Here is a 26,045-nt window from a genome sequence, read left to right as displayed (position 1 = left end):
GTCACCTGTTTTCGCCGTCGACTTCGTTGCTGCCGACCAGGCTTCCCGGCACACCTGGTCGCAGTGTAGACCACCGATGGGTGTTGTATGTCGCATCACTGTTGTGAACAATTATTGCATCATGCAAGGGTGAGATCTCGGAGGTCATGACGAAGAGGTGTCGGCCCGCCAAGGAGATGATGACGATGATGAGCAGACGCCCGCTGATGGGGTTGCCTGATCCGTACTGCTTTCTCGCGATCGGGCCGTTGGCGCTGATCGCGGTGGTGACCATCAGCTCGGCTTCGCCGGTGATCGGCTTTGCCGCCATCGTTCTCGCGGTCCTGATCTTACTGTTCGAGTGCTGGGTCAACCGGCCGGAGGTGGCTCCGCCCCGGCCGGTCCGGCGGCATGCCGCGGCGGCGCGGCGCCCGATCGTTCGCGACGGCCGCGGGCCCGCGAACCGGATTCCGCCGGGAATACGCCCGCACCCGCGACGGTGAATTCTGCCTTCTACTACTCGGCGGCCGCGCGGCAATCGTTGCTCTGTGCAATAATCTGTTCGAGCTGTCGGTGATCGGCAGAGGAGGTCACGTGGTTGATCAGCAAGCTGAACGCTACTTGTGGATCGGGCCGGGCACGGACAGTCGCGTCAACCCCAGCCTGCCGAGTTCATTCGTCTTCCTGGACGCACTCTGGCTCGGGTTCGCGCCGTTCGTCTTGCACCACGGCGTGGCCGCGAGCGGTTTCGCCGCCACGAACGACGTGATGATCGCCATCATCGTGGTCGCCTCGGCGCTGGCGCGGATCGTCGCGCCCAAGAACATGCCGTGGCTGAGCCTTCTCAACGCGGCGCTGGGATTGTGGCTGATCGTCGCCGCGCTCGCCCTGCGTCCGGCGGGGATGGGCGTGTCGAAGATCGACGACCTCGTCATGGGAGCGTTGCTGCTCGCGCTCGGCGGTGTGAGCGCGGTACTCACCTACCGGCAGCGTGCCGACGTCGGCCCGCGTTGACCTTCGCCTGGCGTCGACCCAGGTGATCCTGCGCGTTTCGCAAGCAGTTCGTCAGGTACATCCCGGCCCAGATGGTGCATCCTGGTATCAACGCGGGCTGTGAACACCGCGAAAACGGGTGACGGAGGTCGGGGACAATGTCGACAGACGTGAGCGACCAGTTGTCGGTGGAATTCGCCGGCCGCGTTCCGCGCAGCGTCGTCGACCGCACGGTGGAGGCCGCTCGTCACGACCTCGACGGTCAGACTCCGCCGGGTGCGCTCGAGGAACTCTTGCATCGGCTGGCGCACTACCGGCTTGACTTGTATCGGGATACCCAAGGCGAAACCGGGTAGGTCACCACCGGACAGCGACGTCAGGACCAGATGGCCTCGAGGGTGGTTTCCGCCGGTGGCTCGCCGCCTGCTTCGGCGAAGGCGCCGAGGACCTCGACCATGCCGGTTCGCGCGCTCTCCGGCATCTTGGAGACGATCTTCGCGATTTCCTTTCGCCTGCGCGCGGTGACCTGCCGGACCATGCGGGCGCCTTCCGGTGTGAGTTCCAGCGTGATTTCGCGCCGTGACGAGGGATTGTGCTCGCGGTGCACCATCTCGACGGCGATCAGCCGATCGACCATGCGGGTCGCCGTCGAGGGGTTGACCGCGAGGTGTTCGGCCAGTGCCGCGTGCTTGAGTGGCCCGCGGGTGTGCAGGATGACCAGCAACCGGAACTGCGGCAGGGTGATCAGGTCGCCCGCGGCCGAAATCGAGCGGGCGGAGACGGCTACCAGCAGCCGCGACGCGGTCAGCACGGCATCGGTGACGGCGTCGACGTCGGTGGCGGTAGTGCGGGTCATGTCTCCAGTGTGCCTCACGGCCGCCTCGCGCGGGTGACAGGTCGCTTCGCGGTTTCCAGGGCCGACGCCAGTCACGGTGAAGGGCCGGTTGCCGGTTTTCCCGCCGGTTCTCCGTTGTGACGGTGCACAGGGCAACACTTGCCTTGACTGTGATTTTCCGGACTCACGACGGTGCGATCGTAAGGTGGTCGTCAGGTCCGGCCGTCCAGGTTCATGTCAACCTGGACTGGAGCCCATCCCGCTGCGCGCGCTCGGCGACAGACGCGGCGTCGCACCGTTGTGGGCATGGGAACCGGAGAGGTGGAACGTAGTGAAGACCAGCGTTGCCGTAACTGCCGAAGTGTCCATTGTCGACGGGGGCGGCCAAGACACGCGCGGGCATTCGGCGAACGCCGAGCGTGTTCGCGCCATCGCCGCGAAGCACCGGGAAAGCGCGATAGAACTGGCCGCCTGCGGCGATTCGGCAGGTCTGGCGGAGCTGGAGCTGGCCAGGGTCGCCGAGTTGCATGCGATCGCCTACGACGAACTGGCGCTCGCGGCCACGGCTTGTGCTGAGATCCGCCTGCACACGCGTCATTCCCCGCCGTGGATCGACGCGCTGGTTCGTGCGTTCGTGGCGGCCAGGCATGCGGAAGCCAGCCGAGAGCGCGCGGCGGCGATCGTGGCGCCGACCGCCGTCGAGATGCGCCGGCACGAGCAGGCCGCCGCAGCCGCCGAACGGCGCGCTTCGCAGGCCTGGCAAGAACCGTGGGCTGCTTGAGACCTGGCTGGTGGTCGTGGCCATCGCCGTCTCACCCCGCGGGAAGCACCGCCACCGGCCCGGGTGAACGGCGTGAGGACGGTGCGGCTCACTGAGCCGAACAACGCGCGGTGAAGTGCTCCACGGCTGTGGCTGCCCACCACGACCAGTGCGGAGTCCACGGCTCGTGAGATCAGGGCGTCGGCGGGACGCTCGCGGACGAACTCGCACTGAATGAGCACCCCGGGGTAGCGGGTTTGCCACTCGCGTAACTTGTCAGTGAAGACGGTGTGCGCGGGAGTAGCGGTGTTCGCCACGAGTTCGGAGAGTGCCTTGTCCAGCTCGACGTCGGTCCAGGCGTGGACGAGCTGAACCCGGAGGCGGTGTCGTTGGGCGAAGTCGAGAGCGAACCCGACCACCTCGGCACTCGCCTCGGGGTGGTCAACGCCGACCACCACTGGCCGCTTTCGGCCATCGGGGTGAGGCTGAGCCGGATGATCGGTGCGGAGCACCACCAGCGGGCACCGGACGAGCCTGGCCAGTTCCGGCACGATTGTCGCCTGCGTGGGTTTCACCCGCGCAGCACCGCCCTGACGTCCAGGTCGGGCTGGGCATGACGCAGGGCTTCCGCTGTCGCGCGAACGTCCGGCAGTACGAGTTCGCGCTCCGGTCGGGTATCGAAGACCCAGGGTGCGGCGGGGGCCGCGGTCACGGCCGAGGGCCAAGGCTGGTCGAAGACCTGGGCGATCAACAGGGCGGCCTTGCGCCTGCTGCTTCCCCAGCGGCCCAGTGCACTGCTTCCCAGGCGGCTTCCGAGCCGTCGAATCCGGCGATGACCGCGTTGTGCGGGTGGTGGTCGGCCTCGATATCGAACAACTGTCCTCCCTCTGGCACGGCGGCGTTACACACGTCGCCCGGTGCGCTTGCGTTCGAGGACCCCGCTGAGTCCGAGTGACAGCGCGATCGCGCCCGTGACGATGTCGTTCGTCGTTCCGCTCGCCATGGGGGTGTCCGTGTAGCCGACGACGAAGGGGGTGGTGATCAGCCAGGCAGCCAGCGGAATTCTGGCCGGAAACCAGCCGTGGCCGACGCCCGAGATCAGTGATGAGGCACCCAATACGGCCAGGCAAGTACCGACCAGCCCGTCGTTCCAGGGATTGGTGAAATCGTGGTCGAGGTCGATCGTGAACGACGACAGCGCCAACCAGACTCCGACCGCGAAGGTGAGGCCGTCGATGACGGCGAGCACGACGTTGCTTTCGGTCCCGTTGCCGCCACTGGCTTTCGCCGAGCGACGAGTGTGTGCCTCTGTCACTGCTTGCTTCCTTGACTGGGTGGGAATCGCGCTGCCCAGCATCCCGCATTCAGCGCGTGTCGGACCTGACGATCAGCTTGCGATCGCCGGTTCGTCGGTGAAACCGCGGCTATTCGTGTTCGGCGTCGGCGGCGACGTTGCGGATGCCTCGTGGACGGCCGGAGCGGACCCAGAGCCGGTAGAGCACGAAGGAGATGAGCAGCGCTCCGGCGATGGAGATGATCGGGTCGCCCCGGGTGAGGTTCACCGCGAGGGTGAAGCCGACGGCGACAGCGCCGATGACGTTGATGGCGAGAAAGCCGAACCGCTTCTCTCGCAAAGAGAATCGTGACATGGCCAGAAGCCCGGCGAGGAAGCTGACGAACACCGACGCGGCGTAGAACAGGACGAGTTCCTGATCGCGCCCACCGGCGGCGGCCGTGACGATCGCGGCGGCGAGCATGAACACCACGACCCCCCAGTACGGGGTGTGGTGGCTGTTGGTGCGGCCTAGCCAGGTGGGCAGGATGCCGGTGCTGACGCCGTTGGTGTCACGCTGGCGAGCCAGGGCCTTGAACAGGCCTGGGCCCGCTTGGAACGACGAGCTGGCGGCGGAGAGCAGCAGGAGCGCGGTAGTGAGCTGGAAGGCGGCGAAGACCGGGGTGGAAGTGGCTGCCCTGGCAAGTTCGGCGATCTGGGTGGTGTCATCGTGCGGGACGCCGATGCCGAGCCGCACGGCCTGTGCGGTCAGGCCAAGGGTGATGGTGCCGACCACACCGAGGGTCAGCCACAGCGTGACCCGGCCGAAACGCCGACGCCCAGGATCGTCGAGCTGCCCGAGCTGCGCGATCGCCGAGGACGGCGCCTCGATGCCGGTCGCCAGCGCCATCGCCACCGGGAAGGCCAGTGCCACGGCCAGCACCGGGGAGTGCCCGGGATCCGCCGACGAGGCGACAGCCGGGTGAGGCTCGACGAACAGGCCGGAGACGAGCACGGCGACCGCGAGCAGGATGAACCCGACGGTCATCACGGCGAACACGGTCCGGCCGAGGTGCCCGAACCAGGTGCCGCCTGCCACCGCCACGACCAGGAGCACCGCGATCAGGACCCGCCACGGTGCCAGTGCGGGGACGAACGCGATGATCGCGGAGGCCCCGGCGGCGGAGCTGATGGCGATGGTAAGGACGAAGTCGACGATGAGCGCACCGATCGGGATGAACGCGGCACCTTCTCCGAACGCTTCACCGGTCGCCGCCGCGGCGCCCCCGCCCTGGGGGTAGCGGGCGACGAGCTGGTGGTAGTTGACGATGACCAGCACGACGATCGCCACGACCAGGCCCATCGTGGGCAGGAGCAGCGCGAGGTCGCCATGCAAGGCGCGCAGCGCGGCTTCGATCGCGTAGGCCACCGACGAGACCGGGTCTGCCATCACCGCGAACGCGAACGCGAACAGCAGCACGGGGCGGCTGTTCATCAGCCCCGAGCCCTTCGGCGAGTTTGTCACCTGACTCAATGCCCGAACCTCCGTCGATCCTGTGTGTCAACCCGCCGCGTGCCCTGTTTACGCTTCCTTAGCGTCCAGCGCTGGATCACCTTGGCAGAACGTGACCGAGGTCGGTTTGCCCCCGCGCGCCCTTTGCGGCATCTTTACGCGTGGAGCGCCGGGAAGTCTGGTCGGCACCCCGCCTCGGGACCGAGGTGGGGTCACCCGACTTGAGGACGAATTTTCATGGCGCTCGTGCTCGCATTCGGCGTGGTTCTGCTGGTCAGCGTGTCGCTCTCGGGTGTCGCCGCTCGCACGGTCCTCTCAACCGCGCTGCTGTTCCTGCTCGCCGGAGCGCTCATCGGGCAGGGCGGCTTCGGCCTGGTCGGCATCGGCCCACACGATCCGCTGGTCACCGCGCTGGCCGACATCGCCCTGTTCACCGTGTTGTTCACCGACGGCCAGCGCGCGAGCCTTCCGGCGTTGAAGGAAGGCTGGAAGCTGTCCGGCCGGGCGCTGGGTCTTGGCATGCCGCTGACGATGGTCGGTATCGCGGTCCCGGCGCATTTCCTGGTCGGGCTCGACTGGCCGGTCGCGCTGCTGCTCGGCGCCATCCTGTCGCCGACCGATCCCGTGTTCGCCGCGGCGATCGTCGGCCGGACGGACGTGCCGTTGCGCCTGCGGCGGCTGCTCAACGTCGAGTCCGGCCTCAACGACGGGCTCGCCCTGCCGTTCGTGCTGATCTTCCTCGCCACGGCCACGCACACCTCGACGGGGCTCGCGAACATCGGCGTCGAACTGCTGCTCGGCCTGGTTCTCGGCATCGCGGTGCCCGCGCTGGTGAGCTGGGCGTGGCGGCTGAAGGTGCTGACCGCGGAACCCCGGTTGCAAGCGCTGGGTCCGCTGGCGATCGCGGTGATGCTGTACGCGGGCTGCCACCTCACCCACGCCAATCCATACCTGGCCGCGTTCGCCGCCGGGTCGACCTTGGCGACGCTCGACCGCACCGCCGCCGAGCATTTCGAACCACTGGGCGACCTCCTCTCGGAGATCACCAAGTTCGCGGCGCTGCTCGTGTTCGGCGCCCTCATCACCCCGGATCGGCTGTCCCATCTCACCCCCGGCGGGTGGATCCTGGCCGTGGTGGCGATCGTGCTGGTCCGGCCCGCGGCCATGATGCTTTCCCTGCTCAGGACGCCGCTGGGCAAACGAGAGCGGTATGCGGCCGCGTGGTTCGGCCCGAAGGGTTTCGCCTCGGTGGTGTACGGGCTGCTGGCGCTGCAATCCGGCATCGCCGAGAGCCAGCAGGTGTTCGACCTGGTCGCGGTGACCATCGCGCTGTCGATCGTGCTGCACTCCTCGACCGACGTCCCGGTGGCCAAAGCCCTGAGTTTCGAACCTCCCGACAACCTGCCCACCGGACGGCCCGATCGTGGTGACGGGCATCAACAACACGACAGGAGTACGGAATGACCCTCGGCACGACCGCCCGGCGCGTCGTAGCCTGGCCAGATGCACGCAGGAGAGATGGCCGAGGAGTTCCCGGTCGTAGATCTGGATTCCCATGCGCTGGACGCCGCGCGGCTGCTGGCCGAGCATCGGCTCCCCGGCATCGTGGTGACCGACCGGACGGGCTGTCCGCAGTCGATCCTTCCCGCGTCGGAGGTGGTGCAGTTCCTGGTGCCGAGTTACGTGCGAGACGACCCGTCGCTGGCCCGGGTGCTCGACGAGTCCATGGCCGACCGTGTCGCGGACAAGCTCGGGGGCAAGACCGTCCGCAGCCTCCTGCCCGACGAACCGGCCGAGCTGCCGCGGGTCGACGCCGACGACACGATCATCGAGGTCGCCGCGATCATGGCCCGGCTGCGCTGCCCGCTGGTCGCGGTCATGGAGGGCAAGACGCTGCTCGGGGTGATCTCCGCGTCGAGGCTGCTGCAGCTCGCACTCTTACCGCGCTGACGCTCCGCGCGCTGAATGGGCCGGGCGAGCGATGAGCACAGTCGCCGCGATCGCGGTGTTCGTCGTGGCGTACCTGTTCATCGCGACGGAGAAGATCCCGAAGATGGTCGCCGCGCTGGCCGGGGCCGGGATCGTGCTCGCCCTCGGCGTCGTCGGATCGGAAGACGCGTTCTACTCCCACGACACCGGGATCGACTGGGACGTCATCTTCCTGCTGCTCGGCATGATGATCATCGTCGGGGTGCTGCGCAAGACCGGTGTCTTCGAGTACGTCGCCATCTGGGCGGCCAAACGTGCCAAGGGCTCACCGCTGCGGGTGATGATCCTGCTGGTCCTGATCACAGCGGTCGCGTCGGCGTTGCTGGACAACGTCACCACCATCCTGCTGATCGCGCCGGTGACGTTGCTGGTCTGCGACCGCCTCGACATCAACCCCGTCCCGTTCCTCATCGCCGAGGTCCTCGCCTCCAACATCGGCGGTGCGGCCACGCTGATCGGTGACCCGCCGAACATCATCATCGGCAGCCGTGCCGGGCTCACGTTCAACGATTTCCTGGTCAACCTGGCGCCGATCGTGGCGATCGAAATCGTCGTGCTCGTCGTCATCCTGCCGCGCCTGTTCCGCGGATCGTTCACCGTCGACCCCGACCGGGTCGCCGACGTGATGGCACTCAACGAGCGCGAGGCCATTCAGAATCCGCGCTTGCTCCTCAAGAGCGGCCTGGTGTTGCTCGCGGTCTTCGTCGCGTTTGTCGCGCATTCGGTCATCCACATCGAACCGTCGGTGGTCGCGTTGCTCGGCGCCGGAGTGCTGGTGTTGATCTCGAAAGCGCAACCCAAGCACTATCTGGCCAGCGTTGAATGGGAGACGCTGCTGTTCTTCGCCGGTCTGTTCGTGATGATCGGCGCGCTGGTCAAAACCGGGGTCATCGGCGAACTGGCGAAACTCGCCGCCGACGCCACCGGCGGCAACGCACTGCTCGCGGTGATGCTGATCCTCGGGGTATCGGCGTTGTTGTCCGGCGTCATCGACAACATCCCTTATGTGGCGACGATGAGCCCGCTGGTACTCGCGTTGACCAACGACATCCCCGACCCGACACATTCGGAGGCGTTGTGGTGGTCGCTCGCGCTCGGCGCGGACTTCGGCGGCAACATGACGGCTGTCGGCGCCAGCGCCAACGTCGTCATGCTCGGCATCGCCGCCCGAGCCGGCTCGCGGATCTCCTTCTGGGAATTCACCAAGAAAGGCGCCGTCGTCACTGTCGTCACAATCCTGGTTGCGGCCCCGTACCTGTGGCTGCGCTACTTCGTACTCGCCTGACCGGGCACCCGCTGAACCACCTTGTGCCAGCTTCGGCCTGGCCCCCGAAACTACTCACTACCCGGCCGTGAAAGGACGGAATCATGCCGCACCTCGTTCCCGTCATTGTCCTCATCGTCGTGTTCGCGCTAGCCGTTGTCGCCCTGCGCGCGGCCCATCGACGACGAGATCGCTGAGCCGAAGGCAGTGCTGCCTGCCCGTCGTTATCGCGTCGGGACTGTGCGGCGGCCTCCCGGCCACCGGCGCGATCGCCCGCACGGCGGTCAACGCCCGATCCGGAGCACAGACCAGGGTCGCCGCGCTGACCCACGCGCTCCTGCTGGCGGTCATCTACGCCGCATCCGAGCTGGTGGGCAGGATCCCGCTGGTCGCGCTGGCCGGGGTCCTGCTGGTCGTCGCTTACCGCATGGTGGAGCGTCACACCGTCCGGGCCGTCCTCCGCTCCACTCGCGCCGACGCTGTCGTGTTCGTGATGACCGCCGTCTGCACAATGGCTTTCGACCTCATCACGGCCGTCGAAGCGGGGCCGGCCGTCGCGGTGCCTGGTCGTGGCGCGGATGGCGAAGACCGCTCGAGCGGTGCCGGAGTCGTTGAGCCCGACGGCATCACCAGCGACACCGAGCACGCGCTGCTCACCAAACACGTGCCACACCCGAACACACCCGACTCTTGGCCACCGTCGGCACCCTGGCCCCGATTCTCGCCCGTGGCCACGTGTTCGCCACTTTGCCCGAGGCGGTCACACACGCCGCGAGCACGTCACGCGCTGGGTGAACAACCGCCCGCCTGCCGTCTCGTAGTGACAGCCTAGCCATCGCGGGGGTCCGCCCGTACGTCAGTCGCGCGCGCAGCGCTGTCCAGGGAAAGGTCGGTCGGAGCAGCCCTTGCTGACCGTGGAAGTTGCCATCCTCGGTGTCGCGGACGCTGGTGTCCGTCAGCGTCTCCTCGCCCCGGCCGAACATCGCCGACCGCGCCACCGCGATGAGCTTCTTCGCCTGCGGCGCGCGGACCGGAAGGTTCACCGGCCCGATGCAGGCGACCTCAGTTCAGCGCTGAACGACCCGGTCGGTTCGGCATCGCCGAACAGTCCGGCCAGTCGTTCCCGTGCCGTGGTCGCCGTGTTCTTCCGCGGCCAGACTGTAGCGGCGACCGGCGGAGACGCCCGAGCCCGCTCGCTCAATCAAGTGCCGTCGACAGTCCACAGCCGCCGTGGCGTTTTCGACCGCGCCGACCGATAATGTGACCGTGCGTTACCGTCAAGCTGTAGAGAAGCTCCGCTTCCTGGTTGACCGCTCAGCCCGGTACGCGTGGACGGATCACGTGTCGACGTTTCTGGTGGCGCGCCAGCGGTCGATGACGGCGGGCAGTTCGCGCATGACGTGGGCGTAGAAGTCGCGCATGGTGGCCAGCCGACGACCGGCGATGCTGTCCTCGCCGGCGGCCTGGATGCCTTTGTCTGCGGCGTCTTGCATCATCTGCACGACCGTGTTCTGGGTGGACATCAACGTGGCCCAGCCTTCGTCGGGCACGCGGAAGTGCTCGCGGCGGCTGCCGGGCGCCGGGACTCGCTCGATCAGTCCGACGCTGATGAGGGACTTGATGGCGGTCGACACCGATCCGGGGCTGATGCCCAGTCGTTCGGCGATCTCGCCCGCGGTGCCGGTGTCCTGTTCGGCGAACAGGAACGCCGCGAGGACGCGTGCGGTCATCCGCTGCAGGCCGCTCTGTGTCAGCATCAACGCCAGTTGCTCGGCCGCGTCGGTGGTGTCGGACATGCCCCTCCTCGGTTATCTTGACACGATCCTAACAGTTCGCAGTGTTTGGAGATTTGCGAAAATTCAGTACAGTGTGGGGCATGGAATCGGTCATCCGGCTCGACCAGCTCACCAAGACCGGGCGCCGCCGCGGCCTGGCCGGTCTGTCCCTCGACATCGCCCGCGGTGAGGTATTCGGCTACCTCGGCCCCAACGGTGCGGGCAAGTCGACCACCATCCGGCTGCTGGTCGACCTGATCCGGCCCACCGGAGGCACGGTCCGCGTGCTCGGGTCGGACCCGCGATCCGACGCGGTCGCTCCGCAGCGGCGGATCGGGTATCTGGCGGGTGACTTCGTCGTCGACACCCGCCAGACCGTCGACGACTGCCTGACCTTCCTGCCGAACCTGCGCGGCGGCATCGCCCGCACACGGATCGCAGGATTGACCGAACGCCTCGACCTCGATCTCGGTGCACGGATCAAGACGCTGTCGAAAGGCAACCAGCAGAAGGTGGGGCTGGTGCAGGCGTTCATGCACCAGCCCGAGCTGACCTCGGGCCTGGATCCCTTGGTGCAGCAGACGTTCCTGCAACTGGTGACCGAAACCAGGGCGGCCGGTGTTCATGTCCTCGCACATCATGAGCGAGGTCGAACGGGTCGCCGACCGGGTCGGCATCATCCGAGACGGCCGACTGATCACCTTCGACACCGTGGCCGCGATGTATGCGAGCTTCTATCCCCCAGCTCGCAGGTGGCGCCATGGCCGACGTCCTGGCCAACTTTCCCCAGGCACTGCGGGATGCCTTCCGGCTCGACGACATCTCCTCGGCGGCGGGCTACCTGCAGTCCACCGCCTTCGGGCTGCAGGTCCCGCTGCTGAACATGATGTACGGGATCACCACCGGCACCCGCGCCATCGCGGGCGACGAGGAAGCCGGCTACCTCGACGTGCTGATCACCCACCCGATCAGGCGCTCAGCTCGACACCGTGTCGATTGGCGGGTTCGTCGGCCAATGCCTCAACGCCGCACTGCTCGCCATGACCTTCGGTGCACTGGCCCTCGTTCTCGGCGCGGCGGGTGCCCGGCGCGGCCTGGTACCCGGCGCCAGCGCCGTGATCGGCGTGCTGGCCTATGCGGCCAGCACGTTCGGCGCGCAACTCGACGCCCGGTGGGCAGTCAAGCTGCGCGCCGTTTCACGACTACCTCGGTGTTTGAACCGTTGAAGAACGGCGTGCAGTGGGCCGACGCGAGCATCTTGGCCGCCATGACCGCGGTCCTGCTCGCGGTGGCCGTCTGGGCATTCGACCGCCGTGACCTCACCTGAGCAGGGAGATCCACCGATGAAGGTTCTGATCTTGACGTTGGGGACGCGCGGCGATGTCCAGCCGTTCGTGGCGCTGGCACGGGGACTGCTGGCCGCCGGGCACGAGGTGGTGCTTACCGCGCCGCACCGGTTCGGCGGGTTCGTCATCGAGCGCGGGGTGCCGTTCGCCGGAGTGGACGACGGCCCGATGCGGTTGATGGACGACCCGGCGGGTGCGGGCGCCGTGATCGAGGGCGGGATACGTGCCAGGCTCCAGCAGGCACGGACCATGCCGGGAATGTTCACCCAGGTGCTGGAGGATTGCTGGGCTGTCGCGTCGCACGGCGCGGGAGCGGGTGCGGATGTCGTGGTGCACAACGGCCAGATCATCGCCGGGCAACACGTGGCCGAGGCGCTGGGCGTCCCGGCGGTCCTGGCACTACCGATCCCGATGTACGTGCCAACCCGGCAATTCCCCTGGCCGGGGGTGGGTGTCCCGGCGTGGCTGCCCGCAGCGGCCAATTGTGCCACCTTCCTCGGGATGAAGGCCCCGGCGGCGATGTTCGGCCGGGTCGTCGACCGATGGCGCGAGCACACCCTCGGGCTACTGCGCCGGCGCGGACGGCACGATCCCTTGCGCCGATCGGACAACGGCCAGGGTCCGGTGCTGCACGCGTTCAGTCCCGCGGTGCTGCCCCCGCCAGCAGACTGGCCCGACTCTGTGCTTACCACCGGATACTGGGTCCTGCCGCCGTCGGACGAATCGCTGCCCGTGCGGGTCGAGGAGTTTCTCGGTGCCGGTGACCCGCCGGTGTTCGTCGGGTTCGGCTCGATGTCCGGCCAAGACCCCGCTCGCAGCACCGCCACAGTCCTGGAAGCCGCACGTCGAGCGGGAACCCGCCTGGTCATGGGCACCGGATGGGGCGGACTCGCCGGCAGTGCGCACGGCGATGACGTTCTCGTCGTAGACGAGGTCGACTATCAGCAGTTGTTCCCGCGCGTCGCCGCCGCGGTCCACCACGGCGGAGCCGGCACCGCGGGCGTCGCGTTCGCCGCGGGATGCCCGCAAGTGGTCTGCCCTTTCGTCGCCGACCAGCCGTTCTGGGCCCGCCTGGCACACCAGCGCGGCGTCGCGCCCACGCCACTGCCACAACGCCACCTCACGGCCTCCAGCCTCGCCACCGCCATCACGATCGCCCGCACAGATCCGGACATGGCACACACCGCCCAGGAGTTGGGCCAGCGGGTGCGCGCGGAGGACGGGATATCAGCTGCGGTGACCGCGCTGGAGCGCATCGCGTCGGCGCACCACCGGAGGTGACCCGGCTCCCCTTCATCTAGAACGCGAATGACGCGGGATTGGCCACCGCCGCGAACGCGACCAGCGGCACCGGGCCGCTTCGTCGATTCGGTTTGCCCCGGTCGGCATCTACGACATCTTTAAGCACGGAGCGCCGGGAAGCCTGGTCGGCGCTCCGCTTCGACACCGAAGCGGAGTCACCCGACTTGGGGACGGAACTTGATGGCGCTGGTACTCGCGTTCGGCGTGGTGCTGCTGTTCAGCGTGTTGCTGTCAGGCGTCGCGGCTCGAACCGTCCTGTCGACGGCATTGCTGTTCCTGCTGGCAGGCGCGTTGATCGGGCAGGGAGGGTTCGGCCTGGTCACGATCGCGCCGCATGATCCGCTGGTCACCGCACTGACCGACATCGCCCTGTTCATGGTGCTGTTCACCGACGGCCAGCGGGCAAGCGTGCCCGCGCTGCGCGAGGCTGGCGGCTCGCCGGTCGCGCGGTCGGCTTGGGGATGCCGCTGACGATGGTGGGCATCGCGGTCCCGGCGCATTTCCTGGTCGGACTGGACTGGCCGACCGCCTTGCTGCTCGGGGCGATCCTGTCACCGACCGACCCGGTGTTCGCCGCCGCCATCGCCGGCCGCAGCGATGTGCCGTTGCGGCTACGCAGACTGCTCAACGTCGAGCCCAGGGCTCAACGACGGCCTCGCGCTACCGTTCGTGCTGATCTTCCTGGCCACGGCCGCCCACAACTCCTCCAACCTGGGCATCGTCGGCATCGAACTGGTGCTCGGACTCGTGCTGGGGATCGCGGGCCTGGTGCTGATCACCCTCGCGTGGCGACTGAAGGTGCTCACCGCCGAACCCCGACTGCAAGCGCTGGGGCCGCTGGCGATCGCGGTAATGCTCCACGCGGGCTGCCACCTGACCCACGAGAACCCCTACCTCGCGGCGTTCGCCGCGGGCTCGACACTGGCCACCATGGACCGGGTCGCCGCGGAACACTTCGAACCACTCGGCGATCGGCCTCGCACTTCTGTCGGCCGTCGCGGGATTCGGTGGTTGCTTACTGCTCCTGCCCGCGTTCACCGTCCTGTTCGGACTCCGCACTGCCGTCCCGATGCTCACCTTGACCCAGTTGCCCGGCAACGGATCGCGGTTCTGGCTCAACCGTCGCGATTTCCGCTGGTCGATGATCGCCTGGTTCGCCCTGGGCGCCGTACCGTGCGCGATGATCGGCGGGTTACTACTCGCCGATCACCGCTGCCCCTGAAACGGGCATTCGGGGGTTCCTGATCAGCGTCGTGATTCTGGTGTCTTCCGAGACCTGCTCGCTCAGCACGACCTCTCCATCGGGTTGAGGTGAGCGCCGAACCGCGGTGATCGTCCGACCTCACACTCCGGCCTGGACCGGCAGCTGGTCGTAAGCTGGTCGTCCTTGCGAGTCAGCCCGGATGATCGCCACGAGCAGCCTGGAGCGGGCAGCGCCGATACGGAGCTTCTTCCGGAGGGTGTTCGCGGAGATTGGTCGGCGATGCGCATCCCAATGACGTGCGTCCTCCTCCCTCGCCCGCTCAAGCAGATCGTCGTCAATCATCCTGGAAGCTGGCCGATTGCACTGCGTGCCGGCCGAAGTGCAGCCGGGCTTCGCGTCTTCCCTGGACGACTCCGGCGCCGTCTGTCCGAAAGCGGTTGGTTCGCCGGCGCACGGAGTCTGCATCGGCATCGCGTCGTCGGGCGTTGCGTCGGCCGGTCGACTTGCCGTGGTCAGCGCCCTCAGCAGATCTGGGCCGACCTCTGCCCAGCCGATCAGCAGCAGCGGGCCCACGGAGTCGAACGCAGCCTTGCCGTACTCACCGGCTGCGACCGGGTCGGCCACGTTCAGTGCCAGGGTCACCACGCTGGCGAAGATCAGCAGTCGGCGGGCTGGCTGCAGTTGCACCGGTGTCACCCCGGCCAGGGCCAAGTGCCGACTGCCGAGTAGCAGCCCGAGGATTGAGAGATCGACAGCAGGTGCGACGAGTGGAGCCACCCAGACCGGCACGCCAAGACGGAGCGCGAGGTTGAGGACGTTGCCGAAGCCGAACAGGAAGGTCAGGCCGACGACGACGCCCATGATCACGGTGACGGTCTTGACGACAGCAGCCCCTTCTGAAGCTGGCCGAGTCGACATAGCTGCGGGCCGGGTCATCGAAGATCACCTGCTTCGATGCGCGGACGCCCGTGGGTGTCCCGGGTGGGCACGCCGCGTTCACGCAGCTTGTTCAGCACGGTGACGTGGTCGACACCCAGGCGTTGACCGACTCGCGCCAGTGACCAGCCGAGGTTGTAGAAGTGGATGGCATCGTCGACCTGCTCAGGCGAGAGCCCACGGCGGCGCATCGGTACCCCGTGCCGCTGGAGGATGCTGCTGACCGTTCGCCGTTCGATACCGAACCGATCACCCAGTTCGTACACCGTCGAACCGGACTGGTAGCCAGCGATCAGCTCCTGGATCTTGTCGTGGTCGAGTTGCCGGGCACGCCGAGGACGGTCATGTTTAGCTGGCGTCGGTTCGGGCGTATCGAGGCTGGGGAGCTTCTCGCGGAGCTGTTCCAGCACTCTGACCTGGTCTTTCGGGTTGTAATAAGCTCCCCTAAGGTCCACTCCCGTTACAATGCGTAATTGTCTGTTTTTTGGACAGGTACAGACAAAAGTTGTCTAGTTTGTTATCGAGGGTGCCTGGATGGGCTGCTCGTTCGGGCGGCAGTTGGGGTCGTTCATGAACGCCTAGTGGCTGGTGTTGATCAACTGGTCCAGCAGCGATTCGGGGGCGACGGCGTTTTGGGAACAACGGATACCAGTCCACCGGTGACCGGTTGCTGGTCAGCAGCAGCGAACGCCCAGCACGTTCGCTGATCGCCGGCGCACGGGTGGATTCGATGCGACAACACCCACGCTGACCAAACAGGGCTCTGCCCAACAACGTCGACAGCAGGCATCGTCGTTTGGGCATTGTGCCGGGTTGACTCAGTGTGGCTTCGATCAAACTGGCCGATCGATGTCACGTGAACCCCACTGTGTGGTCACGCGTCGGGCATCATTGACCCCATGCCTGACTCTGGCCCCGAAGACAACGCCGCAGTTGATCCGCCCCTGGACAGGGTTCCACGAAGGTCGTGGTGGCATGGGCGCTCGATTCACTGGACTCGGACTGGCTCAGTCGCTGGCGTGGTGAGCGCTGTCCTCACTTTCAGTGGGATTGCCGTGACCATTGCCCTAACACCGTCTAGCCAGACCAGCAACGCCAGTCCGGACAAGCCGTCACAACAAGTCACCGTCTCCTTGCCGCTAACGAGCAGTGGAACGGCGGCGCCGGCCAGTCAGAAGGCGGGTCCAGACTTCGAGGTCGCTTTGGAAGCGCGCGCCAATGGGCAGCGTTTTCAACCTTCGGTGAATGTCCTGCCGGCGACGGGCTTCCAGCTGCGACTGCTGTACAAAAATTCAGGTGACATCACTGAGAACAATGTCCTGATGAAGTTACAATTGCCAGAAGCACTGACATTCTTGTCCGGTAGCACGCACCTTCTCAACTCTAACAACCCCCACGGTGAACCGTTATCTGACGGAATCACCGGAGCAGGAGTCAACATAGGCCACTACTCGCCTGCAGCCAACGCGATCGTGATCGTTTCGGTTGTCTCGTTACGCAATCAGGATCTAGCCTGTCCTCTGCAATTTTTCACGCCGACGCTTTCTGTGGAGACTGCATACGGGACGAGGAGCGCTGGCGCAGAAATTACTCTTGAGCGGTCCGGATGTTAATGAAAGCTCGGTTAGCCGAGCAGCTCACCGTCCTGTCGAATGCCCCCGTTCCTCGTTCCGGTCGCTTGTACGCCCGTTTCAGCACTTGCCTTATGCGCTTCCCCAGGAATTCGCTACCTCCGCCAAAGCTGGATATTCAGAGTATTCTTTATACTCTTCAGGTTCTCGTCCTTCCTGCATCTTCGCTTTGACGTCGATAAGGAACTCCCGAAAGGCTCCGATACGCGCCCCGTCAAGGTGGTTCGCGTCCTGGAACACCACTACGGCAATTTCAGGCATTTTGGATGCATATCGACACTGCGAGTTATCCGCCCAGTTTGACAGCGCCGTACGCAGGTCGTTCGGATCAAGACAGGGCGCATGCTTCAATAGGAGTTGGCCAGCGGACTCGCCGCCGCGCCAACTACCCGCTGTCCGGAGGGCATCAACTACGGTCGGCACGAAGTAGCGCGGGGGCCAGTTTCCCGCGATGGTCATCTGATCGTTTATGTGCAGTCTACCGAAGAATTCTTCGAGCTTGGGCAGCCGTTGCCGTGCCAGATCGAACCGCACCACTGCGAGGTGGAAGAACGCGCCCGCCGTGAGTCTCGTGAGGGGCGGAACCGGGGACTTGGTATTAAAGGAGTCCTTGGAGCCGTGTAGCGAGTGAATCGTCCACCATGTTCCAGAAGTAGTCCTGGCCGCCCAGTCGACTGAGCGTTCCAAGCATGCTGATTGCAAGCGCAAATGGCCGCCAGCCTTCAAGTGATCAAATAGTTCCGATCTTCGCCGCACGCCTCGGTGGCGCCAAGCTGCTCCGCACCTACCTGACCGGAACGGGCCTCGGCACCTCCGTCGGCGTCACAGCGGAGGGTCTTCGAAAGGCGATAATCGACTTGGTCACTTTTCTTCCCTTGGAGCTGGGCGGCCATTCGGCGCGTCCGGCCGGTATTGGTGAGTAACTTGGGTAGATTGACTCGATGAGCGGGAAGCGGCAGAAGACGCGCCGGGCGAGACAGAAGCGTGATAAGGCGCAGCGTCAGCGTGCTGCTGCCCATGCCGTACCAGGCGTGGTCGCCGAAGTCGCCCTGATGGTCGACCGGTTCGCCGAGTACGCCAAAAATTACGATGACTACTCGGGCGCCGCGGAGGCCGCTCGCCGTCAGCTGCGTGAGCTGGCCCGGACGATCGAGCAGCGAGCCTGCGGCTTTGACCTGCTCAAGGCGGTCTCCGCGGTGCGCGTCGGAATGATGATGCGGCAAGGAAACTACGGGATCGAGCAGTCCGCAGCCGCTCTCGAAGTGATCGCGCTGGTGCTGGCGTGTCGCGATCGCTCTGTCGAGCCGGTCGTCGCCCACCAAGACCCCGCACGGTTCACGCCGGATCCGCTGGAGGCAGCCGCTCGGGAGGCTCTGTCGGTGGGCAGCTTGGTCGGCATCTTCGAGTCCCCGCCGAGCAGTGCGGAACAGGCTGTCGTCTTTCGGTCGGTGCAGCGCGAGGTCAACCTGCGAAACCCGGTTTACCCGCACATGCTGCTCGACACGTTGCTGGGGCTGTTCGACGACGCGAAGGTCAACGAGGCCTGTAGTGAGGTGCTCGGTTTCACTGGCCTTGAAGCGGTACGCGTGATGGAGGCAGTACGCACTGCACCAACTTCCGCTATACAGCAACGTTTTTCTCGAATGACAGATGCTCGCGACGCATCGCTTCCTCATCTGGAGGCATTCCGAGCCGAAGAGCGGGATTCCACCTCAGCACCTGATCCCGACGCTGTGCGTGCGGCGCAGGAGATGTTCGACGCCATAAACGACCTGACCACGAATATCTGCGAAGCGACCGTCATCGACGTCAGCGCCGTCGCGTCGTCCACGGGGTACGAGCCGACCGTGGTCGAGGCAGTGTTGGACGTCTTCACGCTCGACAATGAACTCGGACCGGACGAGACCCTGGAACGCTTCTTCCGCGGCGACAATCCACTTCGAACGGCTCCGATCGTGGCCGATCCCGCCGGCCGGCGCATGCTCGTCCACGATGGCCTGGCCCTACCCGCCGTGCGAGAGGTCATCGAAACCCGACTCAAGGCGGCGGGGCGTATGACGGCCTACGAAGACCACCGCGGGCCGTGGGTCGAAAAAGCGGCTATTGACCTCCTTGAACGAGCCCTGCCGAACGCCCGCGTGTACCGGTCACTCAACTACTTCGTCCCCGACCCGCGAGCACCACAGCCGCAGCTCGAACCGACGGATTTCACCAAGCGCGTCGAAGCCGACGGCCTTCTGCTCATTGACGACGTCGCGCTGATCATCGAGGTCAAGTCTGTCTCGCTCACCGGCGAAGCACGCGGTGGCGTTGCCCGCCGGCTCCGCGGGAAACTCCGGGACATCATTACCTCGGCCGCAGACCAAGCCGGCCGTCTTCGCGACCGCATCCTCACCGACAAGCGCCTCCGCCTCGACAACGGCGAATGGCTCGACGTCAGCGGGGTGCGCGAGGTCCACACCATCGCGGTCGGCCTCGAAGACCTGTCCGGTGTCACCACCACCACCCCGGCGCTGCTCGCCGCCGGGGTTCTCCGGCGCGACAACATCCCCTGGACCGTCTCGGTTCACGATCTGCGCGTCGTGTGCGAACTGCTCGACCGGCCGAGCGAGCTGATCCTCTACCTCCGCCGGCGCACCCAGCCGGAAACCACGTGGAAGTACCGGGCAGTCGACGAGCTCGACCTCTTCATGCTGTTCCTCGAAGCCCACTTCTACTTCGAACCCGATCCTGAACGCCTCAACGCGGACCTGCCGTGGTCGCTCGCACCACGGACCGGAGAGCAGCGGCGACATCGGGAACAGGCCCCTCAAGTGGTCGAGAGCAGAACCGAACCGCTCGACGCCTGGTACTACGCCGTAGAAGACGGCAGCAACGCTGCCAAGCCCCGCTACAACGCCAACGACGCCATTCTCCGCTTGGTTGATGCCATCACCGAAGGCGGCGAGGCCGGCTGGCTGGCGACCTGCGTCGCGCTGCTCAGCCTGAACGGTCCGACGCAGAAAAAATTCGGCCGCTTCACCAAGGATCTCGCCAAAGTCGTTCGTCAGGACGGTCAGCACCACTCCATGACGACGCTGTTGGGTGACGACACCGGACTGCACATGCTGCTCGTCTGGGCCTGTCTCGGGCGCCGCGAACAACCGGCCGAAGCAGCCGAGTACCTGGCGCGTTACCTGAAAGCCAAGAAAGGCCAGACAAGCGCTTACCGCGCAGCCTGCTTGATCTTCGACAGCGGCGGTCAGACCCTGCAACAGCTTCTGTACGACAACACGCCAGTGGAGCAAGAGGCAGCACCCGAACCAGCTGCCGGTTTGTTCCCGCTCGAACGGATGAGCCGACGCGTCCCACGCCCAGGACGAGCACGCTGACCGAGGCGGTAACACGACACCGAGCAGAACGCCCTGCCCACACCCCCAGGAGCTCACAGCACGTCGGCCGCAAGTAGGTCCCTGGTGGCATCGGCTGGCCCGTTGTCGCGACCGGGCATGACGGAGACAACGAACGACGACTGGCTCCGTGTCTGGCTGACGTACTGCCGCGGGAACGCCGCGGCGGTGCACCGCGAACTGCTGGCCTAGCAGCTCGGCCGCAGCATCATGCCTCCCGGGAATCGCGGTCGAGCCGGGTAAACAGAACTTCAGCTTCGCTTCGACGACCAGCAGCTCGCGCCGATGGCGGCTACCTCCTGCGCCTCGTCCGCCGTTTCACCGACAGATCACTAGGCAACCACCTGAGCGTCGTACTCGGACCGCACGATCCTGACGAGCTGGCGGGCCCGCGTGGCACCCGCCCCGAGCCGGACGCGCAATGTGTCAGCGGATACCGGCCTCCCGATGATCCCGCGTCTTCCTGCCGCGCCTTGGTCAGAAGTGCGTCCGATGTGCGCCCGATGACTGCTCGTTCGCCATCCCGCGGTGCAACTTCCTCGTCGAGGTGGGCCACCGGCTCGGCATTGTCGAAGTCCTCAAAAACGTCGGCTCGCATTGATCGATCTCGACCGCGGCTCGACTTATCGCACCGATGGCTTGCAGCAGGCCTGGACCTACCTCCGACCAGCCGATCAACAGGAGTAGCCCCACCGCGTCAAAGGCTGCCTTGCTGAACTCGCTCGTGACCAGGGGCTCTGCCACTTTCAGCGCGAGCGTGGCCATGCTCGCGAAGATCAGCAGCCGGCGAGCGAGCCGCAGGACCTCTGCGGACGCCCCAGCCCAAGCCAGGTGCCGCGTGCCGAGCAGCAGCCCAAGGACCGAAAGATCCACCGCCGGGGCAACCAGCGGCGCGACCCAGACGGACACACCGAGCCGAAGCACGAGGTTGGGGAAGTTGCCGAAGCCGGACAAGAAGGTCAGGCCGACAACCACGTCCATGATCACGGTGACGGTCTGCGCGACCGTCGCCCCGTCTGGAGCTGAACGAGTTGAGCCAGCTGCACGCCCTATCAACGCGTACCACCCGCTTCGACACGGGGACGCCCGTGGGTGTCGCGAGTGGCGATACCGCGTTCGCGGAACTTGTTCAGCACGGTGACGGGTCGCCCCCAAGCGGTCTCCGACTCCCGCCAGGGACCAGCCCAGGCTGTAGAGGTGGATGGCGTCGTCGACCTGCTCTGGAGCGAGCCGCGGCGACGAATCGGCACGCCGTGCCGGCGGAGGATGGTGCTGACTGTCCGCCGCTCAACGCCGAAGCGCTCTCCTAAGGCACGCATCGACGCGCCCGAGGTAGCCCGCGATCAACTGCTCGATCTGGCTATCGTCGAGCTGCCGAGCACGCCGGGGCCGAGCGGATTTGGCCGGCGATAGCTTGGGCGCGTCGAGGCCGGGAAGCCTCTCGCGAAACTCTTGCACGGCTCTGAACTGGTCTTTTGTGTTCGATTAAGGAACTCGAAGGTCGACGACAGATTTGGACAGGTGCTGCGGACTTGTGTCTGTTTCGTTATCGAGCTCTCCGATCGGCTCCGCGGTCGGGGAGTGTGTCCAGCGGGCGGAAGTCTGGCCGCAGCGTTGCTGTGCGTCGCGTGCTGCCGAGAGGGGAACGCTGGATCACCGAGCTCGGGCCGTCGACTTGCGCTCAGCCGGTCAATCAACCGTCGGCGCCGGAAGGTGTGACCCAGGCAGAAAATCGAGTTCGGCGATCCTGGTTTCCGGGCCGCTACAGCGCGGCCACCGGCTCACCGGAACCGGCCTGGTCATGGTCGACGAATGCGACGAGCGGATGAGGACGTACGACTCTAACTCACAGGGACGACTTACAGCACAGAGCGTGACGGGCACGGTACGGATCTGGACCGGAATGGCCGAGTGACCACCGCCGATCTCGTTCCTAGCGTGGAATGGGTGGCAGCTCAACGGCGACTTCCCCGAAACCAATATCACTGTTCGACGTGTGGAGGCGCCCACATCTACGGAACCCAGCGCAGCCAGCACTGCGGCCAAACCTCAAGCCGCTCCACGTACCAACGCAGCGCCGTTGCACGAGCCTCGGTCCATCGACCGAACTGGACCGCTCCACCGACTGCGCAGTACACGCCACCGCGATCGCAAGCAACCTCGCCCGCTCGGACACCAAAGCCACCACGCGCGGTCCAGACGAAACGTGACCCGAAAATCGAACGTGGTCAACGCGCCAAAGAGTCGCTGACCCGGGACCCCTTGAACATCGCTGGTGATGTCGTAGCCTACGTCTTCGACGAGAACGGCTTCTACACGCGGCTGGCCAACCGCGCCATTGACAAGGTTCCTTGGCATCAACGGGTGCGTTACCGAAAGCACGGACTCTGCGTGTGCTTGAACAAAGCAGCGAAGGGCCTCGATCCGGGCACATACGCCAAAGGGGCCCAGCTACCGCTCCGGGCCGGGTTGATCCGGGTCGGCTGCCCACAGTTCCTCGCCGAAGTCTTCAGCGCAACGTCCGCGTTCGGGGTCAAGCAGATCCTCGGTACACTTCCGCATTCCCAGCTGTACAAGACGTTGCGGGTCATGATTCCGCTGGTGTGCCCTGACTTGGACGTTTGCCCGGCTCGAACGGACGTCGTGAAGACCTACGCAGCACCCGCGTTCGGCCAAGAGCTGAAGTCGTTCGTCGCAGATCTCCAGCGGGCGGGACTCACCGGATAACCCTGACTCCAACTCACCAGACGTCCCGAGATCTGGGCGACAGCAGCACGCGCGGTCTGGCCGACGTCGACGAGGGTGGCCGAGGCGAAGCCGGCCCAGTCGCCGTAGCCGAGCAGATCAAGTCTGGCCGCGTCGACAGCGCGGGCGCCGTCGGTGGTGACGTGCCCCGCCGGTGGGCTGCAGCGACGCAAGGTGGGTCGGGGCGGCCCGGAACCCAGTGCACCAGATGACGGCGTCGGCTTCGGCTCGGGTGCAATCCGCCTACTCCGGTCCTTCGGGTGCGAGCCGGGTGAACATCGGGCAGGCTGTGTGCGTTTCGGGGTCGTGGGCGGCGCGGACCGGCCGCGATGTCGTCCAATCCGACGACGCCGATGTCGATGTCGCCGCGGTCGAGGGCCTGACGGCGGCGGGCTGCGACGTCGAACAGGGCGTGGCCGTCGACTTCATCGGGTAGTTTCCCGGCGGTCGCGGTCGCCGCGCTATCCAGGTGACCTCGGCAGCGCCGGTGACGGCCACGCCGATGCCGTTTCGGCGCCAGGCACGGTCCCATCTGTCTCCGAACAAGAGTCGCTACAGTAGCCACCGCTCCGCCGGGTGAATTGGCTGCGCAGGCAGCGAGCTCTCGCCAGCAGCCATCTATAGTTGACAATTTCGTCCAAAAACCCGTCAAAACATTTTGCACTCCTATCTTGTTGTTTGATCACCATGTCGTCCGCCATGCACGCACGACAGGTCTCCGACTGGAGCGATCCACGGTGGGCTACGCCGGTACTCAGCGACTCGGCCACGTCGAGGTGATTTCCCATCCGTTTCGGATCATGCCTTCCAACAGCGTCTCCCAGCCCGTGGAGGCTTCTCCGCTATCGTCAGCCTCGCTCTGTTTGAAGGCGTACCAGACCGTGATAGGGAAGTCCTCGCGAGCCATCTGTCGGGCGCGCGCGAACACAGAGCGAAAGCCGTCTTCGAAGAACTCCTTAGCGCCATCCTTACCATTGTGTCGATAGGGGTTGGCGACAAGTTCTTCTGCCTTCGGCACAAGCATTGTCGACAACAGTTCAGGGTGGATTGATCGCAGCGATCGGCGGAGCCACACATAGAAGAAGTCCGACAGATCAGAGTAGCCGATGTTGTCATAGTACGGCGGGTCTGTACTGATCACGGCTCCGTAGCTCCGCGATGCCGCGTCAGCCTGCGTTACATGCCCACCGTCCCGGCTAAGGAGTGCTTCAAGGACCTCGACTTCAGATTGGACAACCGCAGAGAGGCCGCCACCTGATGCGGTGAGTGGGTTGGCTTCCGCGAAGTCCCATGTCATGGGTACCGCCTGTCGTTGGAACGAGCCCCGAATCCGGTCCATTCCTGATTCCCAGCCGCACATTGTGTTGTTGCGTGCAAGTGCCTTACTGACCGAGAAACCCAGATAGGTGGCGACGGCGTCGGCGTACTCGGGTGTGCCACCGTCGGCGACGACGCGGTCGCGGGCCTCGGAGACCGACTCGCTAAAGGTTGTCAGCGCGACAAGTTGGCGGTTTGTGAAAAGGTCCGCCCACGTCGTCATGCCGTAGTTCGGCGTCTTGAAGTCCCTTGGATTACTCGGAAGGTCGCCTGCCGGCACGTCGTCCGGCCGCTCAACCTCGGCGGCGGCTATGTGGTGAGCGCTGGGCGGAAGGTAAACACGCTGGCGGTTGCCCTCGCCTACAATGGTCATCAGCTGCGACCACATTCGACCGGCGCGGCCCTCCGCCCGGAGGTAGTTCAGCGGCACGGCCGTCTCGCATGCGATGCAGTAGCTGCCCGTTCGCCCGACGGTTCCGTCGGCGGAAACAGTCGGTGCACCGGTCTTGTCATGGCCGATGTCGAACTTCACGCGCTGCCCCGAGGGGTGGGTGGGATCGGGGACGACGGAGGGGACGACGTACGCCTCCTTGCCCTTCTTTTTGCCGAGCCACCAGGAGCGGACAAGGGGCATCTCGATTCCGCAGGCGGGGTTGGGGCAGGTGACAGTGCGCGCCCAGATCCAGGCGATGACGGCCGCCTTGGAACCGTCCGGGAGGATGGCTTTCGGGTAGAGATGGCCGATCCGATTCTCGGCCTCGTCGCGCATCCAGGCGCCATAGGCGCGGACGTCGGAAGCGAGGCCCTCGGTGCCCCGCCAGTGCCAGATCTGGGAGTCAGCCAAGCCAGGGAAGACCGGCGACTGGTCGCGGAACTTGGGTGGGATCTCGATGAGCGCCTTGTTGATGAGGACCGCGACCGGGTTGAGGTCCGAGGCGTGTGCCTCCAGACCGAGCCGTTGCGCCTCAAGCGGAATGGTGCCGCCACCAGCGAAAGGGTCGAGGATCGGCGGCGGGTTTCCGTTGGTGGACTTCAGGATTTCCGCGTGAGCCTCAGCCAGCAGTTTCTCATCGCGGATGTTCTCCCACACGACGAGTCGCTCGATAAGGTTGTGCAGCCGTTCCCGCTCCTTGCGCTGAAGTTCCTCCGTCGGAAACTCGTCAGGCCGCGATGACGGGTCGTCGACGAGTTGCGCGAACAACACTGCCCGGGCCGCCGCGAGCGGGCGGCGTGCCCACCACAGATGCAGCGTCGACGGGTGTCCGTGCCGGATCGACTTCTCGCGGGCCGACTCCCGGTTGATAGCCTCCAGTGGCAGGGCCACCTCAATCAGCTTGCGCTTGTACATCTACCTTCTCGACCCTCTGAGTTTGGAGCTGGCTCGACCAAGCGGCATCTCGTCACCGCGACTTGCTCGTTCAAATCTAGCGGCCGGCCAAACGTAATCGACCTGAACCGGGACAAGACTGTCGCGCAGAGCCTCTGCGAAAGGCACATCAGGGTGCGCGCGATAGGTCCATCGTTGCCACCGCGACGGATGTCTCGGCCCGTCGCCTACGTGCCACGCCGGCAGTTCTCTGGCGGCGATTCGGCTGTGTACCCACGTGACCTGTTGGCGGAACTGCAGTCGCGCCTCGCCAGAGGGTGAGGTGGCCCCGTACGCGAGTAAGACGCCGTCACCCGCGTCAAGGCAGGTCTCCAGCGAAGCTCTCGCCGCCAGCCATCCATCCTCGGCGGTCCCAAGTTCAGTAATGGCACCGGTCCGATGTGACGGGACTGAGAAGAGGTTCGCCA

The 26,045-nt window shown here is 65.8% G+C and carries 32 protein-coding genes and 2 pseudogenes; 21 read left to right on the top strand and 13 right to left on the bottom strand.

Going from position 1 to position 26,045, the window contains the following annotated elements; genetic code table 11:
* Nucleotide 1: 1 nt before the first annotated feature.
* A complete protein-coding gene (locus tag QMK34_RS11095; RefSeq protein WP_326413655.1) occupies nucleotides 2–310 on the bottom strand; it encodes a hypothetical protein in 309 nt (102 codons plus the stop codon).
* 263 nt (nucleotides 311–573) lie between these two features.
* Between QMK34_RS11095 and QMK34_RS11090 the strand changes: the two genes are divergently transcribed.
* Both QMK34_RS11090 and QMK34_RS11085 read left to right on the top strand, forming a co-directional pair.
* Nucleotides 574–993: an SPW repeat domain-containing protein gene (locus tag QMK34_RS11090; RefSeq protein WP_326413654.1), complete on the top strand. Its 420-nt coding sequence runs from the start codon at nucleotides 574–576 to the stop codon at nucleotides 991–993.
* Between the two features lie 149 nt (nucleotides 994–1,142).
* Nucleotides 1,143–1,328, top strand: coding sequence for a hypothetical protein (locus QMK34_RS11085; RefSeq protein WP_326413653.1), 186 nt, complete (start codon nucleotides 1,143–1,145; stop codon nucleotides 1,326–1,328).
* 20 nt (nucleotides 1,329–1,348) lie between these two features.
* On the opposite strand, the gene QMK34_RS11080 is transcribed toward QMK34_RS11085, so the two are convergent.
* Complete coding sequence (locus tag QMK34_RS11080; protein ID WP_326413652.1) at nucleotides 1,349–1,828, bottom strand: MarR family winged helix-turn-helix transcriptional regulator; 480 nt, start codon at nucleotides 1,826–1,828, stop codon at nucleotides 1,349–1,351.
* 310 nt (nucleotides 1,829–2,138) lie between these two features.
* Here QMK34_RS11080 and QMK34_RS11075 point away from each other — a divergent pair, with 310 nt between their 5' ends.
* Complete coding sequence (locus QMK34_RS11075; protein WP_326413650.1) at nucleotides 2,139–2,588, top strand: hypothetical protein; 450 nt, start codon at nucleotides 2,139–2,141, stop codon at nucleotides 2,586–2,588.
* Between the two features lie 134 nt (nucleotides 2,589–2,722).
* Here the strand turns inward: QMK34_RS11075 and QMK34_RS47775 are convergent.
* A pseudogene (locus QMK34_RS47775) lies at nucleotides 2,723–2,986 on the bottom strand (hypothetical protein); the annotation flags it as partial.
* Between QMK34_RS47775 and QMK34_RS11070 the strand changes: the two are divergent.
* Entirely contained in the window at nucleotides 2,927–3,184 is a 258-nt protein-coding gene (locus QMK34_RS11070; RefSeq protein WP_326413649.1) for a hypothetical protein, read from the top strand. The pseudogene QMK34_RS47775 and the gene QMK34_RS11070 sit on opposite strands and share 60 nt — an antisense overlap.
* On the opposite strand, the gene QMK34_RS47770 is transcribed toward QMK34_RS11070, so the two are convergent.
* The 4 genes from QMK34_RS47770 to QMK34_RS11055 form a co-directional block, all read right to left on the bottom strand.
* The gene (locus QMK34_RS47770) at nucleotides 3,139–3,318 is read right to left on the bottom strand and encodes a hypothetical protein (protein ID WP_442785128.1); all 180 of its coding nucleotides are present in this window, start codon (nucleotides 3,316–3,318) and stop codon (nucleotides 3,139–3,141) included. The genes QMK34_RS11070 and QMK34_RS47770 overlap by 46 nt on opposite strands.
* Complete coding sequence (locus tag QMK34_RS11065; protein WP_326413648.1) at nucleotides 3,315–3,443, bottom strand: hypothetical protein; 129 nt, start codon at nucleotides 3,441–3,443, stop codon at nucleotides 3,315–3,317. Before QMK34_RS11065 ends, QMK34_RS47770 begins: the two co-directional genes overlap by 4 nt.
* Before the next feature lie 25 nt (nucleotides 3,444–3,468).
* Nucleotides 3,469–3,816, bottom strand: a complete 348-nt coding sequence (locus QMK34_RS11060; protein ID WP_326413647.1) for an SPW repeat domain-containing protein — start codon at nucleotides 3,814–3,816, stop codon at nucleotides 3,469–3,471.
* Nucleotides 3,817–3,991: 175 nt separating this feature from the next.
* Nucleotides 3,992–5,365: an amino acid permease gene (locus QMK34_RS11055; RefSeq protein WP_326413704.1), complete on the bottom strand. Its 1,374-nt coding sequence runs from the start codon at nucleotides 5,363–5,365 to the stop codon at nucleotides 3,992–3,994.
* A gap of 225 nt (nucleotides 5,366–5,590) precedes the next feature.
* On the opposite strand from QMK34_RS11055, the gene QMK34_RS11050 reads away from it, so the two are divergent.
* The 5 genes from QMK34_RS11050 (at nucleotide 5,591) to QMK34_RS11030 (ending at nucleotide 9,683) form a co-directional block, all read left to right on the top strand.
* Nucleotides 5,591–6,817 (top strand): cation:proton antiporter, encoded by a 1,227-nt coding sequence (locus QMK34_RS11050; protein WP_326413645.1) that lies wholly within the window; start codon nucleotides 5,591–5,593, stop codon nucleotides 6,815–6,817.
* Nucleotides 6,818–6,856: 39 nt separating this feature from the next.
* Complete coding sequence (locus QMK34_RS11045) at nucleotides 6,857–7,303, top strand: CBS domain-containing protein (RefSeq protein WP_326413644.1); 447 nt, start codon at nucleotides 6,857–6,859, stop codon at nucleotides 7,301–7,303.
* A 31-nt stretch (nucleotides 7,304–7,334) separates the two neighbouring features.
* Complete coding sequence (locus QMK34_RS11040) at nucleotides 7,335–8,627, top strand: ArsB/NhaD family transporter (protein ID WP_326413643.1); 1,293 nt, start codon at nucleotides 7,335–7,337, stop codon at nucleotides 8,625–8,627.
* Between the two features lie 67 nt (nucleotides 8,628–8,694).
* On the top strand, nucleotides 8,695–9,438 hold the full coding sequence (locus QMK34_RS11035; protein WP_326413642.1) for a SulP family inorganic anion transporter: 744 nt from the start codon (nucleotides 8,695–8,697) through the stop codon (nucleotides 9,436–9,438).
* A gap of 101 nt (nucleotides 9,439–9,539) precedes the next feature.
* Nucleotides 9,540–9,683 carry a hypothetical protein gene (locus QMK34_RS11030; RefSeq protein ID WP_326413641.1) on the top strand — a complete coding sequence of 48 codons (144 nt, stop codon included), beginning with the start codon at nucleotides 9,540–9,542 and terminating at the stop codon, nucleotides 9,681–9,683.
* 260 nt (nucleotides 9,684–9,943) lie between these two features.
* Here QMK34_RS11030 and QMK34_RS11025 read toward each other — a convergent pair whose 3' ends face one another.
* A complete protein-coding gene (locus tag QMK34_RS11025; RefSeq protein ID WP_326413640.1) occupies nucleotides 9,944–10,402 on the bottom strand; it encodes a GbsR/MarR family transcriptional regulator in 459 nt (152 codons plus the stop codon).
* An 80-nt stretch (nucleotides 10,403–10,482) separates the two neighbouring features.
* On the opposite strand from QMK34_RS11025, the gene QMK34_RS11020 reads away from it, so the two are divergent.
* The 6 genes and pseudogenes from QMK34_RS11020 (at nucleotide 10,483) to QMK34_RS10995 (ending at nucleotide 14,274) form a co-directional block, all read left to right on the top strand.
* Complete coding sequence (locus QMK34_RS11020; RefSeq protein ID WP_326413639.1) at nucleotides 10,483–11,262, top strand: ABC transporter ATP-binding protein; 780 nt, start codon at nucleotides 10,483–10,485, stop codon at nucleotides 11,260–11,262.
* Between the two features lie 108 nt (nucleotides 11,263–11,370).
* Entirely contained in the window at nucleotides 11,371–11,607 is a 237-nt protein-coding gene (locus QMK34_RS11015) for a hypothetical protein (RefSeq protein ID WP_326413638.1), read from the top strand.
* A gap of 117 nt (nucleotides 11,608–11,724) precedes the next feature.
* Nucleotides 11,725–13,008 (top strand): glycosyltransferase, encoded by a 1,284-nt coding sequence (locus QMK34_RS11010; RefSeq protein WP_326413637.1) that lies wholly within the window; start codon nucleotides 11,725–11,727, stop codon nucleotides 13,006–13,008.
* Between the two features lie 201 nt (nucleotides 13,009–13,209).
* Nucleotides 13,210–13,500, top strand: coding sequence for a cation:proton antiporter (locus QMK34_RS11005; RefSeq protein WP_326413636.1), 291 nt, complete (start codon nucleotides 13,210–13,212; stop codon nucleotides 13,498–13,500).
* Nucleotides 13,491–13,595, top strand: a pseudogene (locus QMK34_RS11000) (hypothetical protein); the annotation flags it as partial. The gene QMK34_RS11005 and the pseudogene QMK34_RS11000, both read left to right, overlap by 10 nt.
* A 103-nt stretch (nucleotides 13,596–13,698) precedes the next feature.
* Nucleotides 13,699–14,274: a hypothetical protein gene (locus QMK34_RS10995; RefSeq protein WP_326413709.1), complete on the top strand. Its 576-nt coding sequence runs from the start codon at nucleotides 13,699–13,701 to the stop codon at nucleotides 14,272–14,274.
* Between the two features lie 97 nt (nucleotides 14,275–14,371).
* Here QMK34_RS10995 and QMK34_RS10990 read toward each other — a convergent pair whose 3' ends face one another.
* Nucleotides 14,372–15,169 carry a hypothetical protein gene (locus QMK34_RS10990; protein WP_326413635.1) on the bottom strand — a complete coding sequence of 266 codons (798 nt, stop codon included), beginning with the start codon at nucleotides 15,167–15,169 and terminating at the stop codon, nucleotides 14,372–14,374.
* Nucleotides 15,166–15,579 carry a hypothetical protein gene (locus tag QMK34_RS10985; RefSeq protein ID WP_326413634.1) on the bottom strand — a complete coding sequence of 138 codons (414 nt, stop codon included), beginning with the start codon at nucleotides 15,577–15,579 and terminating at the stop codon, nucleotides 15,166–15,168. The genes QMK34_RS10990 and QMK34_RS10985 overlap by 4 nt, the downstream gene beginning before the upstream one ends.
* A 612-nt stretch (nucleotides 15,580–16,191) precedes the next feature.
* Here QMK34_RS10985 and QMK34_RS10980 point away from each other — a divergent pair.
* Nucleotides 16,192–16,782 carry a hypothetical protein gene (locus QMK34_RS10980; RefSeq protein ID WP_326413633.1) on the top strand — a complete coding sequence of 197 codons (591 nt, stop codon included), beginning with the start codon at nucleotides 16,192–16,194 and terminating at the stop codon, nucleotides 16,780–16,782.
* Nucleotides 16,783–16,872: 90 nt separating this feature from the next.
* Here QMK34_RS10980 and QMK34_RS10975 read toward each other — a convergent pair whose 3' ends face one another.
* Nucleotides 16,873–17,334, bottom strand: a complete 462-nt coding sequence (locus QMK34_RS10975) for a hypothetical protein (protein ID WP_326413632.1) — start codon at nucleotides 17,332–17,334, stop codon at nucleotides 16,873–16,875.
* A 155-nt stretch (nucleotides 17,335–17,489) separates the two neighbouring features.
* Between QMK34_RS10975 and QMK34_RS10970 the strand changes: the two genes are divergently transcribed.
* Nucleotides 17,490–17,723 (top strand): hypothetical protein, encoded by a 234-nt coding sequence (locus QMK34_RS10970; RefSeq protein WP_326413630.1) that lies wholly within the window; start codon nucleotides 17,490–17,492, stop codon nucleotides 17,721–17,723.
* 18 nt (nucleotides 17,724–17,741) lie between these two features.
* On the top strand, nucleotides 17,742–20,171 hold the full coding sequence (locus QMK34_RS10965; RefSeq protein ID WP_326413629.1) for a hypothetical protein: 2,430 nt from the start codon (nucleotides 17,742–17,744) through the stop codon (nucleotides 20,169–20,171).
* A 495-nt stretch (nucleotides 20,172–20,666) separates the two neighbouring features.
* On the opposite strand, the gene QMK34_RS10960 is transcribed toward QMK34_RS10965, so the two are convergent.
* The gene (locus QMK34_RS10960) at nucleotides 20,667–21,176 is read right to left on the bottom strand and encodes a hypothetical protein (protein WP_326413628.1); all 510 of its coding nucleotides are present in this window, start codon (nucleotides 21,174–21,176) and stop codon (nucleotides 20,667–20,669) included.
* Between the two features lie 210 nt (nucleotides 21,177–21,386).
* Here QMK34_RS10960 and QMK34_RS10955 point away from each other — a divergent pair, with 210 nt between their 5' ends.
* From QMK34_RS10955 to QMK34_RS10945, 3 genes are all read left to right on the top strand, one after another.
* Nucleotides 21,387–21,602, top strand: coding sequence for a hypothetical protein (locus QMK34_RS10955; RefSeq protein ID WP_326413627.1), 216 nt, complete (start codon nucleotides 21,387–21,389; stop codon nucleotides 21,600–21,602).
* Nucleotides 21,603–22,451: 849 nt separating this feature from the next.
* The gene (locus tag QMK34_RS10950) at nucleotides 22,452–22,916 is read left to right on the top strand and encodes a hypothetical protein (RefSeq protein WP_326413626.1); all 465 of its coding nucleotides are present in this window, start codon (nucleotides 22,452–22,454) and stop codon (nucleotides 22,914–22,916) included.
* A 226-nt stretch (nucleotides 22,917–23,142) separates the two neighbouring features.
* A complete protein-coding gene (locus QMK34_RS10945) occupies nucleotides 23,143–23,370 on the top strand; it encodes a hypothetical protein (RefSeq protein WP_326413625.1) in 228 nt (75 codons plus the stop codon).
* A gap of 318 nt (nucleotides 23,371–23,688) precedes the next feature.
* On the opposite strand, the gene QMK34_RS10940 is transcribed toward QMK34_RS10945, so the two are convergent.
* Nucleotides 23,689–25,599 (bottom strand): DUF1156 domain-containing protein, encoded by a 1,911-nt coding sequence (locus tag QMK34_RS10940; protein ID WP_326413624.1) that lies wholly within the window; start codon nucleotides 25,597–25,599, stop codon nucleotides 23,689–23,691.
* Nucleotides 25,600–26,045 lie beyond the last annotated feature (446 nt).

This window comes from Amycolatopsis sp. H20-H5, from assembly GCF_035828755.1.
Lineage (GTDB): Bacteria > Actinomycetota > Actinomycetes > Mycobacteriales > Pseudonocardiaceae > Amycolatopsis.
This window is presented reverse-complemented; position numbering and strand designations above follow the sequence as displayed.